Annotated in this window: 13 protein-coding genes; 4 read left to right on the top strand and 9 right to left on the bottom strand. The window is 63.8% G+C overall.

The features are described from left to right. Positions 1 to 322 precede the first annotated feature (322 nt). A complete protein-coding gene (locus BJD12_RS02900; protein ID WP_005997935.1) occupies positions 323 to 1,504 on the bottom strand; it encodes a putative acyl-CoA thioester hydrolase in 1,182 nt (393 codons plus the stop codon). 365 nt (positions 1,505 to 1,869) lie between these two features. Here BJD12_RS02900 and BJD12_RS02895 point away from each other — a divergent pair, with 365 nt between their 5' ends. The 3 genes from BJD12_RS02895 to BJD12_RS02885 all read left to right on the top strand — a co-directional run bounded on the left by BJD12_RS02895 (position 1,870) and on the right by BJD12_RS02885 (position 3,422). Continuing rightward, a complete protein-coding gene (locus tag BJD12_RS02895) occupies positions 1,870 to 2,373 on the top strand; it encodes a pyridoxamine 5'-phosphate oxidase family protein (RefSeq protein WP_172797291.1) in 504 nt (167 codons plus the stop codon). Between the two features lie 252 nt (positions 2,374 to 2,625). Beyond that, the gene (locus tag BJD12_RS02890) at positions 2,626 to 2,916 is read left to right on the top strand and encodes a hypothetical protein (protein WP_005997939.1); all 291 of its coding nucleotides are present in this window, start codon (positions 2,626 to 2,628) and stop codon (positions 2,914 to 2,916) included. Positions 2,917 to 3,155: 239 nt separating this feature from the next. Next, positions 3,156 to 3,422 carry a DUF3471 domain-containing protein gene (locus tag BJD12_RS02885; protein ID WP_005997941.1) on the top strand — a complete coding sequence of 89 codons (267 nt, stop codon included), beginning with the start codon at positions 3,156 to 3,158 and terminating at the stop codon, positions 3,420 to 3,422. A 127-nt stretch (positions 3,423 to 3,549) separates the two neighbouring features. On the opposite strand, the gene eutC is transcribed toward BJD12_RS02885, so the two are convergent. From eutC to yidD, 6 genes are all read right to left on the bottom strand, one after another. Beyond that, on the bottom strand, positions 3,550 to 4,371 hold the full coding sequence (eutC, locus tag BJD12_RS02880; protein WP_005997943.1) for an ethanolamine ammonia-lyase subunit EutC: 822 nt from the start codon (positions 4,369 to 4,371) through the stop codon (positions 3,550 to 3,552). Then, positions 4,368 to 5,780, bottom strand: coding sequence for an ethanolamine ammonia-lyase subunit EutB (locus BJD12_RS02875; protein ID WP_005997944.1), 1,413 nt, complete (start codon positions 5,778 to 5,780; stop codon positions 4,368 to 4,370). The genes eutC and BJD12_RS02875 overlap by 4 nt, the downstream gene beginning before the upstream one ends. After that, positions 5,777 to 7,141 carry an ethanolamine permease gene (gene eat / locus BJD12_RS02870; RefSeq protein ID WP_005997946.1) on the bottom strand — a complete coding sequence of 455 codons (1,365 nt, stop codon included), beginning with the start codon at positions 7,139 to 7,141 and terminating at the stop codon, positions 5,777 to 5,779. The genes BJD12_RS02875 and eat overlap by 4 nt, the downstream gene beginning before the upstream one ends. Before the next feature lie 574 nt (positions 7,142 to 7,715). Then, positions 7,716 to 8,555: a M23 family metallopeptidase gene (locus BJD12_RS02865; RefSeq protein ID WP_005997947.1), complete on the bottom strand. Its 840-nt coding sequence runs from the start codon at positions 8,553 to 8,555 to the stop codon at positions 7,716 to 7,718. Next, positions 8,555 to 9,904 (bottom strand): dihydroorotase, encoded by a 1,350-nt coding sequence (locus BJD12_RS02860; protein ID WP_005997949.1) that lies wholly within the window; start codon positions 9,902 to 9,904, stop codon positions 8,555 to 8,557. The genes BJD12_RS02865 and BJD12_RS02860 overlap by 1 nt, the downstream gene beginning before the upstream one ends. Then, positions 9,901 to 10,197: a membrane protein insertion efficiency factor YidD gene (gene yidD / locus BJD12_RS02855; RefSeq protein WP_161793297.1), complete on the bottom strand. Its 297-nt coding sequence runs from the start codon at positions 10,195 to 10,197 to the stop codon at positions 9,901 to 9,903. Before yidD ends, BJD12_RS02860 begins: the two co-directional genes overlap by 4 nt. Positions 10,198 to 10,281: 84 nt before the next feature. Here yidD and dksA point away from each other — a divergent pair, with 84 nt between their 5' ends. Beyond that, positions 10,282 to 11,241: an RNA polymerase-binding protein DksA gene (gene dksA, locus BJD12_RS02850; RefSeq protein ID WP_074052450.1), complete on the top strand. Its 960-nt coding sequence runs from the start codon at positions 10,282 to 10,284 to the stop codon at positions 11,239 to 11,241. Between the two features lie 437 nt (positions 11,242 to 11,678). On the opposite strand, the gene BJD12_RS02845 is transcribed toward dksA, so the two are convergent. Together BJD12_RS02845 and BJD12_RS02840 are read right to left on the bottom strand one after the other, a co-directional pair. Then, on the bottom strand, positions 11,679 to 12,929 hold the full coding sequence (locus BJD12_RS02845; RefSeq protein ID WP_005997955.1) for an MFS transporter: 1,251 nt from the start codon (positions 12,927 to 12,929) through the stop codon (positions 11,679 to 11,681). Then, positions 12,926 to 13,363 carry a SufE family protein gene (locus BJD12_RS02840; RefSeq protein WP_039420321.1) on the bottom strand — a complete coding sequence of 146 codons (438 nt, stop codon included), beginning with the start codon at positions 13,361 to 13,363 and terminating at the stop codon, positions 12,926 to 12,928. The genes BJD12_RS02845 and BJD12_RS02840 overlap by 4 nt, the downstream gene beginning before the upstream one ends. Positions 13,364 to 13,590 lie beyond the last annotated feature (227 nt).

The following is a 13,590-nucleotide window of genomic DNA, read 5'->3' as shown; positions in this document are numbered from 1 at the left end:
AGCTGTGTGACCGTGCAGGTAAGCGCAGTGTATGCCGTGTATGTATCGATGTCGCTACGCCGATCGCTCAGGGGAGACGCAAGCCTGGCGTCTCATCCTGGCGGCCGACGTCGGTGGGGCGAACTCGACGCCGCATCTCCGAAGTCTGTCAACGCGTTGCCCACTCCAATCACCGCCACCATCATGTAAACGGATGCGCGTCAAACACCATCGCCTGTTGGCAGACCGCTTCACGCCGATCGCCGACAGGCGACGAGTGCCACGCCGAACGTGGCTCTGCTGCAAACACGCTGCAAAACTCCACAGCGCTTTTGGCGAGTGATCAGTCGGCGGCACCGGCACCGCTGTTGCCGTACTCATAAAAGCGGTTTGCCGAATGGGTGCAGCCGCTGCTGCAATAGGGACGACTGGCCGTAGATGCATTCCAGGGTGCGGCTTTGCGGATATGGCTGCCCAGGGTGGAGTTGCGCACCGTCACCTGACCATTGGGCGAGGTGCCATTGACGTAAGCACTCAGATTGCCGACCCCTTCGTCCCACGCGCGGCCCAGATAGGTCTGGTTGTCGGGTGAATCGGACAGGCTAACGAAGTTGCTGTTGATGGCGAGAAATCCATGGGCGCTGCCGGGGCGTGTGCTGGGTGCAAAGACATACCCGCCTCGGTTGGCTCCCAGACGGGCGCCGGTGGAGCGGATGTTTGCGTTGTCGAATACGCCGATACCGGAGCCAAAGATGAAATCCACATCGCCATCGATGGTGCTGTTCTTGAAATAGGCGCGGATGACATTGGCTGCGTTGGTTGCACTGATCAGTAGGGTGTCCTGGTTGCCGGTGACCAGCACATCTTCGAAACTGGCCCTATCCCCACGCACCGCCAGCGCAACAGCCGCTTGATTGTTGTCCGCATAGGTGCCTTCCACGTAATTGTTGTCCACCCGCAGGTGGCGCGCCTGGAAATCGTCCGCGCGCACGGTCAGCGTGGCGCTATTGGACGTGCCTACCGTGGTAGCTGATGCATTGCTGGCACACGCATGGCTGGCAGTGCCGGTTGGCTTGGGCGTGGGATTGGCATTATTGAAACGGATGACGGTGTCGGCCTTGGCCGCGCCCAGGCCGAACAGGGTCAACGGTGGCGCGTTGGTCGGCACGCACACCAGTTCGGTATAAGTGCCTGCCTTGATGCTGATGTAGCGGCGCGTGGTGCCGCCTGCAGCCACAGCCGCATCGATCGCCGACTGCACGGTGCGGTAGCGTGCGGAGCCATCGGCGGCCACTGCATAGTCCGCGCTGAGCAAGGCAACGCCGGCGGTGGGATTCCAGTTGTCGGTGACCAATGCACTGATCGGTCCTGCTTTGGCCAACGCTTTGGTGATCGTATAGGTGCTTGCTTCGGTGTTGGTGAGTTGTGGACGTGAGGCGGTGCCGGTGAGTGCGGCCGCATTGGCGCTGACAAGGCTGATCAGCGCAGCGGTGATGCAGGTCGTGCGGATATGCGAGACGGACATGGTGTGGCGCTCTCTTGGAAAGGGACGCATGCAGACACGTGGGATATCGCAGATGCCGGGCGCTGCGCGATCGTTGAGCGCGACGGCCTGCGATGGAGCGTGCGCCATGGTCGGGGCAGAGTGACCGTCGCTTTCGAACGCGGTGCAGGGCGATGATAAAGCCGGGGTCGCTTGTAGGCGCCAATGGTGCGACGCAAGGTGCAGGATGCACGTGGTGGTCACGCTTTACACCGGGTGCGGGTCGCAACTCGCGCCCTCGAGTCGCTTCCCGATGCGGGTGTCCGTTGCCGACGCGTTGCACGCAGCATCCTCACATGCCGTGGGCATGCGGCCTTTCAGACTCAGCGGCCCGCGTAACAACGCCCATGTCAGGAACCGAAATGGCAGATCCCAAAGAACTCCAAGAAAAATTCTGGAAGGCCCTGAAATCCGACCGTACCGTGATGCTGGGTCTGGATGGTGTGGAAGACGGCCACGCGCGTCCGATGACCGCACAGATCGAGGGCGACAGCGGTGGGCCGATCTGGTTTTTCACCTCCAAGGACAACGCCTTGATTGCGATGCTGGGGCAGGGCCGTCGCGTCATTGGCGCGTTCAGCAGCAAGGGCCATGATCTGTTCGCCAGCATCAGTGGTTCGTTGCGCGAGGACACCGACCGTGCGGTGATTGATCGTCTGTGGAATCCGTATGTCGCTGCCTGGTACGAAGGCGGCAAGGACGACCCCAAGTTGGCGCTGTTGCGTCTGGACGCGGACCACGCGCAAATCTGGCTCAACGGTTCCAGTCTGCTTGCCGGCATCAAGGTGCTGTTTGGTGTCGACCCGAAGAAGGACTATCAAGATAAGGTGGCGGACGTCCCGCTGCGTTGATATGCATGCGCACACGCGGCCATTCCGGCCGCGTGTGCGCGCTGACTTGCTGCACACGCGTCATCGCTCGCATGGCATGACGACGTTTGAACGCCTGGTGCGGGCGTCCGCACGAGTTGTCAGTCGATGCCGTGCGACATGTGCCCACGCGGCCCTGATCTGCGCTTCACCGGCTCAGAACACTAGACAGCGCGATGATGGCCTTTCAAGGCACAGCGCGCTTGTGTCGCAGCGCCCAACAAGGAGACAAACATGCAGCAGATCGAAATCGGCCAGATGGTATTTTTGCGCGACGGCGAAGTTGGCGTTGGCGCTGTGCGCGATATCCGCAACGACGGCGCAGAGCTGGTGATCAATATCGAGAACGGTGGTGATTTCGCGCTGCCGACGTCGGCGGTGCGCGATGTGCATTCCGGCAAGGTGTTGCTGGATGTCGATCGGTTGCCCGAGGATGTGCGCAATGCATTGCGTCATGTGCATGACAGCGAGCTGCAGACCAGTACGTATGCTGCGAGCAATCCGCAGGATGGCGCGCTGCGGTAACAACCATGCCCGTACATGATCACGGCCACCTTGCGCGCGAAAGCGGTATTTATGGCGGAACGGTGGGGGAGGCGTGAGCAATGCGCGTTGCATTGCACCCTGATCGGTCGGGTATGCAGCCGGCCTGCATGGTGACTTTCGGGCGAGGTCAGTTGCTCGACTGAGGTTTACCTCGGACTCCATTGTATCTGGAGCCGGCATGGAAATGCCCAGCCTACGTGCCTCCCTCTGCCACGCGCATGTTGCCGGCCGCGACCCTGGCGCGCTACGCCGGTTGTTACCAACGCGAGCCGCGCCGGGACATTGTGGTCACCCTTGACGGCAATCACCTCAAACTGGTCGCAGGCAGCTTCGTGGCGACGTTCTATCCCGAGTCAACCACGCGTTTCTTTGCGATCGAGCGCGATATCCGTTTCGATTTCGGGGCGGGCGATCATGGGCAGCTAAGTACGCTGACGGTTTGCGAGAATGGTGTGGTCAGTGAGCGGGCGCTACGCGAGAAATAATCAGGCGCAGGTTGGTAACAGCGTTCCCACATCGCCAGATTCGCATGCTCGGATGTCATGCATGGCGCGCAAGCGCGGCTGCCAGCGACGCTCTTGAAGATCGACTTCAAGCCCACCGGGTAGCTCATCACGCATCCGGCAACAGAAACGTACGTGGCACCGCATCGGCAGGCCCGGCCGACGGCAGCGCCGGCTGCTCCGCTTCGTCCTTGAGTTGCACGCCGGACAACTGACGGCGGAACGATTCGCGCAACAGAAACGCAAGTTTGTGGGTGGCGTCGGCGTAACTCAGTCCTTCAGCGCGGATATTGGAGATGCAATTGCGTGCGGCATCGGTCAAGCCGACGCGCGGCGTGTAGGTGAGATAGATGCCGAGACTGTCGGGCGAACTCAGCCCCGGCCGTTCGCCGATCAACACGATCACCGCGCGTGCCTGGAGCAGCTCGCCGACCTCATCGCCGATCGCGACGCGTCCTTGCGCAACCAACGCCACTGGCGCCAACGACCACCCCTCATGCGCAGCCAGGGCATCGATCTGTTCGAGCATGTTCGCCGCATGCCGGTGTATGGCAAGCGCAGACAGCCCGTCAGCGACTACCACCGCGACATCGTGCCCGCCGCCATGGACTGCGGTGAGCCCGCGCAGGTGCGTGGCAGCGTCGTCGGACAGGCGACGGCCCAGATCAGGGCGCTGCAGATACGCGTGCCGGTCCACTGCAGCACTGTGCAACAGAATGCTGCTGCGCCCGCGTTTTTCCAGCGCGGCCTGCAGGGGCGCCGGATCGAAGGCAAGATGCACCGCATCGCGCGCTTGCGCATGCGCCAGCTGAAAATCCAGATGGGCTGCAGTGGGCAAACTTGTACCGGCCCGTCCGAGTGCGATGCGTGCAGGCGTGAGCCGACGCAGTTGCGCCCACGCATCGCGCGGATATGTCATCGAGTCGTTCATTGCGGCGCTCCGCTGGGGAAATGCGACAGCGCACGGCGAAATGCTGCAGGCACCTCGCTGCCCAGTGCGAACCGCCCGTCTTGCTGCAGCCGCAGGATGCCTTGCTGTTCCAGCCATTGCTCGAATTCGGGCGCCGCCCGCAGGCCCAGCGCCTGACGCGCATACAGCGCATCGTGAAATGATGTGGTCTGGTAGTTCAGCATCACATCATCCGAGCCGGGGATGCCCATGATGAAGTTGATGCCGGCAGTGCCGAGCAGGGTCAGCAAGACATCCATATCGTCCTGGTCGGCTTCGGCATGATTGGTGTAGCAGATATCGCAACCCATCGGCACACCGAGCAATTTGCCGCAGAAATGATCCTCCAGCCCCGCACGGATGATCTGCTTGCCGTTGTACAGGTACTCCGGGCCTATGAAGCCGACCACGGTGTTCACCAGTAGCGGCTTGAACTGCCGTGCTACCGCATAGGCGCGCACTTCGCAGGTCTGTTGATCCACGCCATGATGCGCGTTGGCCGACAGCGCGCTGCCCTGGCCGGTTTCGAAATACATCACGTTGTCGCCGACTTCGCCGCGTTGCAGCGACACGCCTGCCTCGTGGCCTTCCCGCAACAGCGCCAGATTGATCCCGAAGCTGGCATTGGCGGCCTCCGTGCCGGCGATGGACTGGAACACCAGATCTACCGGTACGCCGCGATTGATCGCCTCGATAGTGGTGGTGATGTGCGCCAGCACGCACGACTGCGTGGGGATCTGGTAACCGGCGATCACCGCATCGAGCATGCGCAACAACGCGGTGGTGGCTGTCAGGCTGTCGCTGGCGGGGTTGATTCCGATCACCGCATCGCCATTGCCGTACAGCAGCCCGTCGAGCACGCTGGCGGCAATGCCGGTGGCATCGTCGGTGGGATGATTGGGTTGCAGGCGGGTGGACAGCCGCCCGCGCAACCCCAAGGTATTGCGAAAGCGCGTCACCACGCGGATCTTTTGCGCGACCAGGATGAGGTCCTGCACGCGCATCAACTTGGACACTGCAGCGACCATTTCCGGGGTCAGTCCCGGTGCCAGTGCGGCCAGCGCGGCTTCATCGGCCTGCGCACTCAACAACCAATCGCGAAAACCGCCGACGGTCAGGTGCGCAATTGCGGCGAATGCATGCGCGTCGTGCTGGTCGACGATCAGCCGGGTGACTTCATCGGCCTCATACGGCACCACGGCTTCGTCGAGAAAATGCCGCAACGGCAGATCTGCCAGCGCCATCTGCGCCGCCACGCGCTGCAGCTCCGAGTCGGCCGCGAGCCCGGCCAGTTGATCGCCCGAACGTGCCGGCGTCGCCTTGGCCAGCAGGGTCTTGAGATCGGCAAACCGAAACTGTTCGCCGCCAGCCGTGACGATAAAACCGCTCATCTGCTGCCGGCCACAGGCGACGCCTGGCTGCGCAGGCTCAGCACGCAACACAGCGCGCCGAACAGCAGCAGCCCGACAAAGATCAACGCCACGATCGGGTTGAACCACACCATCGCCACCAGACAGACCACTGCGAGCAACAACGCAATGGCCGGCACCAGCGGATACCCCGGTGCGCGGAAGCTGCGCTCCAGTCCCGGCTCGCTACGTCGCAGCTTGAACAGACTGAGCATGCTCATCACGTACATCACGATAGCGCCGAACACCGACATGGTGATCATTGCCGCCGTCAGCGACATGCCCTGAATCTTCACTACGCTGTCGCTGCAGATCGCGGCAATGCCGATCACGCCGCCGGCCAGGATCGCGCGATGCGGCGTGCGAAAGCGCGACAGCTTCGCTAGGCCGTGCGGCAGGAAGCCGGCACGCGCCAACGCAAAGAATTGCCGCGAATAGCCCAGGATGATGCCGTGGAAGCTGGCCACCAGACCGAACAGGCCGATCCACACCAGCATATGCAGCCAGGTGGAACTGTTGCCGACCACCGCCTTCATCGCCTGCGGCAGCGGGTCGTTGATGTTGGACAGCTGGCGCCAGTCGCCCACGCCGCCGGCAAACACCATCACGCCCAGCGCCAGCACCACCAGGGTCAGAATGCCGGCGATGTAGGCACGCGGGATGGTGCGCTTGGGGTTCTTGGCTTCTTCGGCTGCCATCGCGGCGCCTTCGATTGCCAGAAAGAACCAGATCGCAAACGGAATGGCGGCAAAGATGCCGGAAATGGCGGCTGGGCCGAACGCGTCGTTCCCGGCCCAGCCATTGGCGGCGAAGCGTGCCACGCTGAAACCCGGTGCCACCACGCCCATGAAGACCAGCAGTTCGATCACTGCCAGCAGGGTGACGATCAGCTCGAAGGTCGCCGCGATCGCCACCCCGACAATGTTCAAGCTCATGAAGATCACGTACGCGCCGATCGCGGCGATGCGTGGATCCAGCGTGGGGAACTGCACATTCAGATACGCGCCGATCGCCATCGCGATGGCCGGTGGCGCGAATACGAACTCGATCAACGTGGCCAGGCCCGCCAGCATCCCGCCATAGGTGCCGAACGCGCGCAGGCTGTAGGCGAACGGTCCGCCCGCATTGGGAATGGCAGTGGTCAGCTCGGTGAAGCTGAAGATGAAGCAGGTGTACATCACCGCGACCAGCACGGTGGTGACCAGAAATCCAAGCGTGCCCGCCGTGCCCCAGCCATAACTCCAGCCGAAGTATTCGCCGGAGATCACCAGACCCACCGCAATTCCCCACAGCTGCCAGGTGCCGAGTGTGGGCTTGAGTTGCTCGTTGCGCATGTCGCACATCTCCTGCAGTCGGGGAGGGGAGACGAAGCACGTCGGTTGCCAGGACTCGGCCGCGACACGGACTGAGCGTCGCAGGCTGATCGGCCGTTGTCATTGGCAATGATCGACGCTCTTCCGGTTATACCCCAAAGCCCGGCGACGGACACAAGCGCAGCGGGTAGGTATGGCGGAATGCGGCGGCGTTTTGCTGTTTATTGGTTTCTATTGCTTGATCTCGGGGACCAGGTCTCGCCTTAGATGCAGCAGATCAGTGATCGGATGCCGGGCCGGGTCTGCAAGTTCAGTGTCTGCTCTGTGCTCTGTTGCTCGCGCAATGCGTGACAGGTCGTAATCGACCCATGTTTGTAGCTAGGCCTGGCCGTGCAGGCAGCAAGCCCAACCAATTGGTCAACAAGGCGTCGGAATCGTCGCTAGCCCTGGTGCTGCCGGAATCGCTCAAGTCCCTCTCCCATCGGGAGAGGGGTTGGGATGAGGGTAGGGCTGCGCAGCTAACCAACTGCTGCCGCCGCACCCTCATCCGGCACTACGTGCCACTTTCTCCCGATGGGAGAAGAGAGAAGTCACATACTTGCTGCTACTTGCCGCGATCGAGCACCAGCAATGGGTCGATACGCACATCGAACCAATTCATCCCCCAATGCAGATGCGGCCCGGTCGCGCGCCCGGTCGCCCCCACTGCGGCAATCACCTGGCCTTGTTCCACCCGATCGCCCACCTTGACGTCGATCCGCGACAGATGCAGGAAATTGGAGCTGATACCGAAGCCGTGATCGAGCAGTACCGTGCCACCGGTCAGATAGAGATCCGGCGCCGCAAAGGTCACCACGCCTGCAGCCGGCGCCTTGACCGGCGTGCCGGTCGGTACGGCGATATCCATGCCCGAGTGCCCCGCGCCCGGCTGGCCGTTGTACACGCGCGCATTACCGAACCGGCCGCTGATGCGGCCTTGCACCGGCCAGATGAAGGGCTGTGCAAAATCCGTGCGTGCATCGTCGCGATCGCGTGTGGCGGTGACTTGTGCCTGCTCGCGCTTGATGCGCTCGGCAATGGCTGCAGGTGGGTTCACCGTCTTCGGCGGCACGCCGTTGACGCGCTCGGTCGGCCAGTCGCGCGGCGTCACTGCGATGCTGCTGGTGCGCTGTGTGCCATCGGGCAGGGTGACGTGCACCTGCAGTGGGCCGGTGGCATCGCGGCCGATGCCGAACACCACGCTGCCGTAGCCGCTGACGCGCAAGGTGCGCCCCGCATACTGCACGGTGCTGCCGGCAGGGACCTTGCCGATCACCATCGCTCCTTGCGAAGCGCTGGCCGGGAACACGACGCCAGCCTCGCTTGTGGCCTGCGCCTGCACTGCACCCGCACTCAGCATGGCCGGCGCCAACCCCAGCCATGCACCAAACAAGACTGCGCGCATCAGCGGTCGAAGGTCAGGCGCTGACCAGCGGCACTGCCGACCAGCCGCTCACCATCCCACACCTGCTGCCCGTTGACCCAGGTTGCGGCAATGCGCGAACGGAACGTGGTGCCCTCGAACGGCGACCAGCCGCATTTGGACAAGACCTGCTCGCGCTTCACGGTGAATGGGGTGTTGTCGATCATCACCAGATCGGCGAAGTAGCCTTCGCGCAGGAAGCCGCGTTCTTCCACATCGAACAACTGCGCCGGGGCATGCGCGAACTTCTGCACGATGCGGGTGATCGGCAGCTTGCCTTCATGCACCAGCTCCAGCGCGGCGACCAGCGCGTACTGCACCAACGGAAGGCCGGAGGGCGCCTGTGCGTAGGGCTTCTGCTTTTCTTCCCAGGTATGCGGGGCGTGGTCGGTGGCAAGCACGTCGATGACGTCTTCTGCCAGCGCTTGGATCAGCGCCAGGCGGTCCTCGGGATCCTTGATCGCGGGATTGCACTTGATCAGGTTGCCAAGCCGCGCGTAATCGCTGCGGTCGAAGCGCAAAAAGTGAATGCAGGTCTCGGCTGTGATGCGCTTGCGCAGCTTGCCGTCGGCGTCAACCAACGGGCCGGCTTCGAACAGCCCCAGCTCGTCGGCGGTGGAAATATGCAGCACGTGCAGGCGGGTGTTGTGCTTGCGCGCCAACGACACGGCCAGTTGCGAGGACTTCAGGCAGGCCTGACGCGAGCGGATGTCCGGGTGCATGTCCGGCGTCAGCGCGTCGCCGTACTTTTCCTTGTACTGCGCCATCGTCGCGTCGATGGTCGGGGTGTCTTCGCAATGGGTGATGATCGGGGTCGGCGCGTCGCGGAAGATCGCGTCCAGCGTCTGGGGGTTATCGACCAGCATGTTGCCGGTGGAGGCGCCCATGAACACCTTGATGCCCGGTGCGGTCTTGGGGTCCAGCGACTGGATTGCGGCCAGATTGTCGTTGCTGGCGCCCATGTAGAAGCCGTAGTTGGCCCAGGCGCGCCCGGCGGCGGCATCGTACTTGGACTGCAGCGCGGCTGCGTCCAGCGTGGGCGGGTTGGTGTTGGGCATGTCCATGAAGCTGGTCAGGCCGCCGGCCACGGCTGCGCCGGATTCGCTGGCGATGTCGCCCTTGTGGGTGAGGCCCGGCTCGCGGAAGTGCACCTGGTCGTCGATCATGCCCGGCAGCACCCAGCGCCCGGCCGCGTCCACCACGGTGTCGCCGGCGGCAGGCGTGATCTTGCTGTCGATCTTGGCGATGCGACCGCCCTCGATCAGGAGATCGGCGTCGAACTCCTTGCCTTCGTTGACCAGGCGGGCGTTGATGATGAGGGTTCGGCTCATGGATGAGGTCCTTTGCAACTACAAGAAGAGGGGGAAGGGGCGGGGGACGCGGACGCCTCGGGCACCGGATCGAAGCCGCCCGGATGAAAGGGATGACAGCGGCCAAGCCGACGCGCGGCCAGCCAGCAACCGCGTAGCGGGCCAAAACGGCCGATGGCGGTCATCGCATACTCCGAGCAGCTGGGCGCAAAACGGCAGCGCGGCCCGAGCAGTGGGCTGATGAACAGCTTGTAGAAGCGCAACAGCGCGATGAGCAGGCGTCCGATCACTTGCCAATCATATGCCACTTGCATTAATAGGTGGTTGCCGGGGGTCCGCGGGGTACGTTATAAAGGCCCGCTTTCCCGGGCCCCGGGGGAACCAAGGATGAGCGTTTCGTGGCTGCTAAAAAACCTGCAAAAAAGGCCGTAGAGGCCGCCAAGAAGTCCGCCAAACCCGCTGCGAAGAAGGCAGCGGCGCCCGCTGCTGCAAAACCGGCCGCCAAGAAGGCGACCCCGGCTCCCAAGCAACCGGTTGCCAAGAAGGCAGCTGCGACCAAGACCGTTGCCAAGCCGGCGGCGAGCAAGGCAGCTCCGGCTGCCGCCAAGCCGGCTGCCAAGCCGGTGGCGTCCACGTCCGTACCGAAGCCGGCCGCCAAGCCGGTTCCGGCCAAGTCAGTCCCGGTCAAGGCTGAGAAGCCCGCGCCCGCACCGGCCCCCAAGGCCGTCCCTGCGAAGCCGGCAAAGCCTGCGACCCCGTCACTTAAGAATCCCGTGCCCGTTTCGAAATCTTCCGCAAAAACGCCAACCAAAACCGAAGCCCCTGCCAAGCCTGCCGCGACCCGTCCGGTCGGCAAGGTAGCAGTGGCCGTGACTGCCAAGTCGTCCAGCCCCACACCCAAGACCAAATACAAGGTGGTCGATTACAAGATCGATGAGACGACCGGTCGCCCGATCCTCCCGCAGGGCTACAAGCCTTCGGCGGACGAGGAGTACATGAGCAAGCTGCAGCAGGAATACTTCCGTCAGCGTCTGCAGAGCTGGCGCAACGAGATGGTCGAAGAATCCAAGCAGACCATCGAGAACCTGCGCGAAGAAGTCCGCGATATCGGCGACGAAGCAGAGCGCGCCACGCGTGAGACCGAGAATTCGCTAGAACTGCGTGCGCGTGACCGTGCACGCAAGCTGATCTCCAAGATCGACAGCACGCTCAAGCGTCTGGAAGACGGTGACTACGGCTACTGCGTGGACACCGGCGAAGAAATCGGCCTGGACCGCTTGGACGCGCGCCTGACTGCCGAACGCACCATCGACGCCCAGGAGCGTTGGGAGCATCTGCAGAAGCAGCAGGGCGACTGATCGTCTGCCTCCGTTCGCATAAAGACCCCGCCCTGTGCGGGGTTTTTTGTATGGGGGGTGGGGTGTTGCGCGCCGTTGTCGCGGTGCGTCGTCGCCGAGTCCAAGGCCACACGGTGTCCTGCGCGTCCGGTGGATCCCGTTGCAGCGACTGTCGCTACGCGCAAGCGGCGCAGGGCGCTGCGGCATCTGCAAGCGCTGCCCCGCCGGCTTGGACTGGAGGCGCTGGACGACGCGTCACGGGCAGTCGGCACAGTCACTGGCGGCATGTGCAGCCTGTGCCTCGTCAGGTTTGGATTGAAGCGGCCGACAACACCTCGCGAGCAGTCATGAGGCGGACTTGACCGCAGTGCTCAGAACCCACCTGTACGCGGTGGACCGAACGTGCCGAGCACCGACCGCGCTCGTCTTGCAGTGCGCGGTCATCCTGTCAGCTGTGCCTATTGCAGATCGCGTAAATCCAGTTTGCGCAGGCGCGGCGCCTTCCAGGCCGTGGTCGCCACCACGCCCAGCGTGACGCAGCCGCCGATGACGACCGCCGGCACCAGCCCGACCAGCCGCGCCATGACGCCGTCGTAGAACGCGCCAAGCTCGTTGGACGAGCCGATGAAGATGCCGTTGATCGAGGACACCCGGCCACGCATCGCGTCCGGTGTGGCGAGCTGCAGGATGGTCTGTCGCACCACCACCGACACGCCGTCGCACATGCCGTAGACCAGCAGGATCGCCGCCGACAGCCAGAAGTGCCGCGACAGGCCGAAGGCGATGGTGCATAGCCCGAAGCCGGCCACCGACAGCATCAGGATGCGCCCGGCGTTGCGCTGCAGCGGGTGCCGCGCCAGCCATACGCCGACCACGATCGAACCCAGCGCCGGCGCACCGCGCAAGATGCCCAGGCCCTCGGGGCCGTAATGCAGGATTTCCTGGATGAAGGCGGGCAACATCGACACCGCGCCGCCCAGCAATACCGAAAACATGTCCAATGCCATCGCGCCCAGCATGATCTGGTTGGAGAGCACGAACTGCGCCCCTTCGGCGATGCTGCGGAAGATCGGTGCACGCGGGCCGGCGTTGACCGGCTCGCTGACGCGCAACAGCGCCAGGGCCAGGATCGCCACCAATGCCACACCAGCGGCCACGCCATAGGCCAGGCCCTTGCCGCCCCAGCCCACCAGCACGCCGCCGAGTGCCGGGCCGATCACCATGCCGGCCTGGAAGGTCACGCTGCCGATGCTGGCGCCGCGTGCGAAGGCTTCGCGCGGCAACGCACGCGCAAACAAGGCGTTGTACACCGGCGACAGGAACGAACGCGCCGCGCCGGTCAATGCGATGGCGGCATAGATCGGCCACACGCCCTGGATTGGCAGCCAGCCCTGCGCGACCGCCATCAACAGCAGCGCCGTCGCCACCAACCCCAGCACCGCGACCATGCCCAGGCGCCTGCGTGGCAGATGGTCGACCAGGTAGCCGGCAAACGGCGCGATGCAGAAGAACGGCAGGATTTCGGCAAGGCCGATCAACCCGAGCGACAGCGGATTGCGCGTGATCTCGTAGATGTGCCAGCCGACCGTGACCGCCACGATCTGGTAGGACAGCATCGCCGCAACGCGGTACAGCAACACCAGGCCAAAGCCCGGATGGGCGAGCAGCGTGCGCAGCGAGTCGGTGGGCGAGGGCGTCGGCGTGCTCACTGTTGTGCGCGCGCCGTTTCACGGATGAAGGCCAGCATGGCGGCCACGCCATTGCTGCGCGTCGGCGACAAGTGCTTGGCCAAGCCGATGCCGGCAATGTAATCCGGCTCGGTGGCAAGGATTTCCTGCGCACTGCGTCCGGAATACACGCGCAGTGCGAGATAGATCAGCCCCGACACGATGGCCGAATCGCTGACCGCATGGAAGTCCAGCCGCTCGGCATTGCCCTCCGGCACGATCCAGACCATCGATTGGCACCCGTGCAGGCGGTGTTCTTCGGTCTTCCATTGCTCGGGAAAGGTGGGCAGTTTGCGGCCCAGGTCGATCAGGTACTGGTAGCGCTCGGACCAATCGCCGAAGAAGGAAAATTCCTCGGCGATGGCGGCTTGCGCGTCGAGGGCAGTGGGTTCGAGCGGAAAGGGGGAGGTGGTCATCAAGAATCCAGAATCATTTGGTAAATCCCGTCTCCCGTGAGGGCGAGACGGCACGGTTGGCGCGCCACGGGCGAGCAGACTTTGGGGCGCCTGGGCTGCCAGCGCTGGCAGCCTGAGCGCTGGGCGGGGCTGGGGAGACGTGAAACCTGGTGGAGATTGTGCACGTGGCTTCGCCCGCAGCCTCATCCGGCGCTGCGCGCCACCTTCTCCCGGTGGGAGAAGGGGAG

Origin of the sequence: Xanthomonas vesicatoria ATCC 35937 (assembly GCF_001908725.1) — a bacterium.
GTDB lineage: Bacteria > Pseudomonadota > Gammaproteobacteria > Xanthomonadales > Xanthomonadaceae > Xanthomonas > Xanthomonas vesicatoria.
Note: the sequence above shows the minus strand (reverse complement) of the source record. Positions and strands in the feature narration are given on the sequence as shown.

Bases quoted from the DNA above. Each gene is read 5' to 3' on its own strand.
- BJD12_RS02875 (WP_005997944.1), bottom strand. From the start codon at position 5,780: ATGAGCGGTTTTATCGTCACGGCTGGCGGCGAACAGTTTCGGTTTGCC.
- yidD (WP_161793297.1), bottom strand. From the start codon at position 10,197: ATGCAAGTGGCATATGATTGGCAAGTGATCGGACGCCTGCTCATCGCG.
- eat (WP_005997946.1), bottom strand. From the start codon at position 7,141: ATGTGCGACATGCGCAACGAGCAACTCAAGCCCACACTCGGCACCTGG.
- BJD12_RS02895 (WP_172797291.1), top strand. From the start codon at position 1,870: ATGTCAGGAACCGAAATGGCAGATCCCAAAGAACTCCAAGAAAAATTC.
- BJD12_RS02860 (WP_005997949.1), bottom strand. From the start codon at position 9,904: ATGAGCCGAACCCTCATCATCAACGCCCGCCTGGTCAACGAAGGCAAG.
- BJD12_RS02890 (WP_005997939.1), top strand. From the start codon at position 2,626: ATGCAGCAGATCGAAATCGGCCAGATGGTATTTTTGCGCGACGGCGAA.
- BJD12_RS02840 (WP_039420321.1), bottom strand. From the start codon at position 13,363: ATGACCACCTCCCCCTTTCCGCTCGAACCCACTGCCCTCGACGCGCAA.
- eutC (WP_005997943.1), bottom strand. From the start codon at position 4,371: ATGAACGACTCGATGACATATCCGCGCGATGCGTGGGCGCAACTGCGT.
- BJD12_RS02865 (WP_005997947.1), bottom strand. From the start codon at position 8,555: ATGCGCGCAGTCTTGTTTGGTGCATGGCTGGGGTTGGCGCCGGCCATG.
- BJD12_RS02885 (WP_005997941.1), top strand. From the start codon at position 3,156: ATGTTGCCGGCCGCGACCCTGGCGCGCTACGCCGGTTGTTACCAACGC.
- BJD12_RS02900 (WP_005997935.1), bottom strand. From the start codon at position 1,504: ATGTCCGTCTCGCATATCCGCACGACCTGCATCACCGCTGCGCTGATC.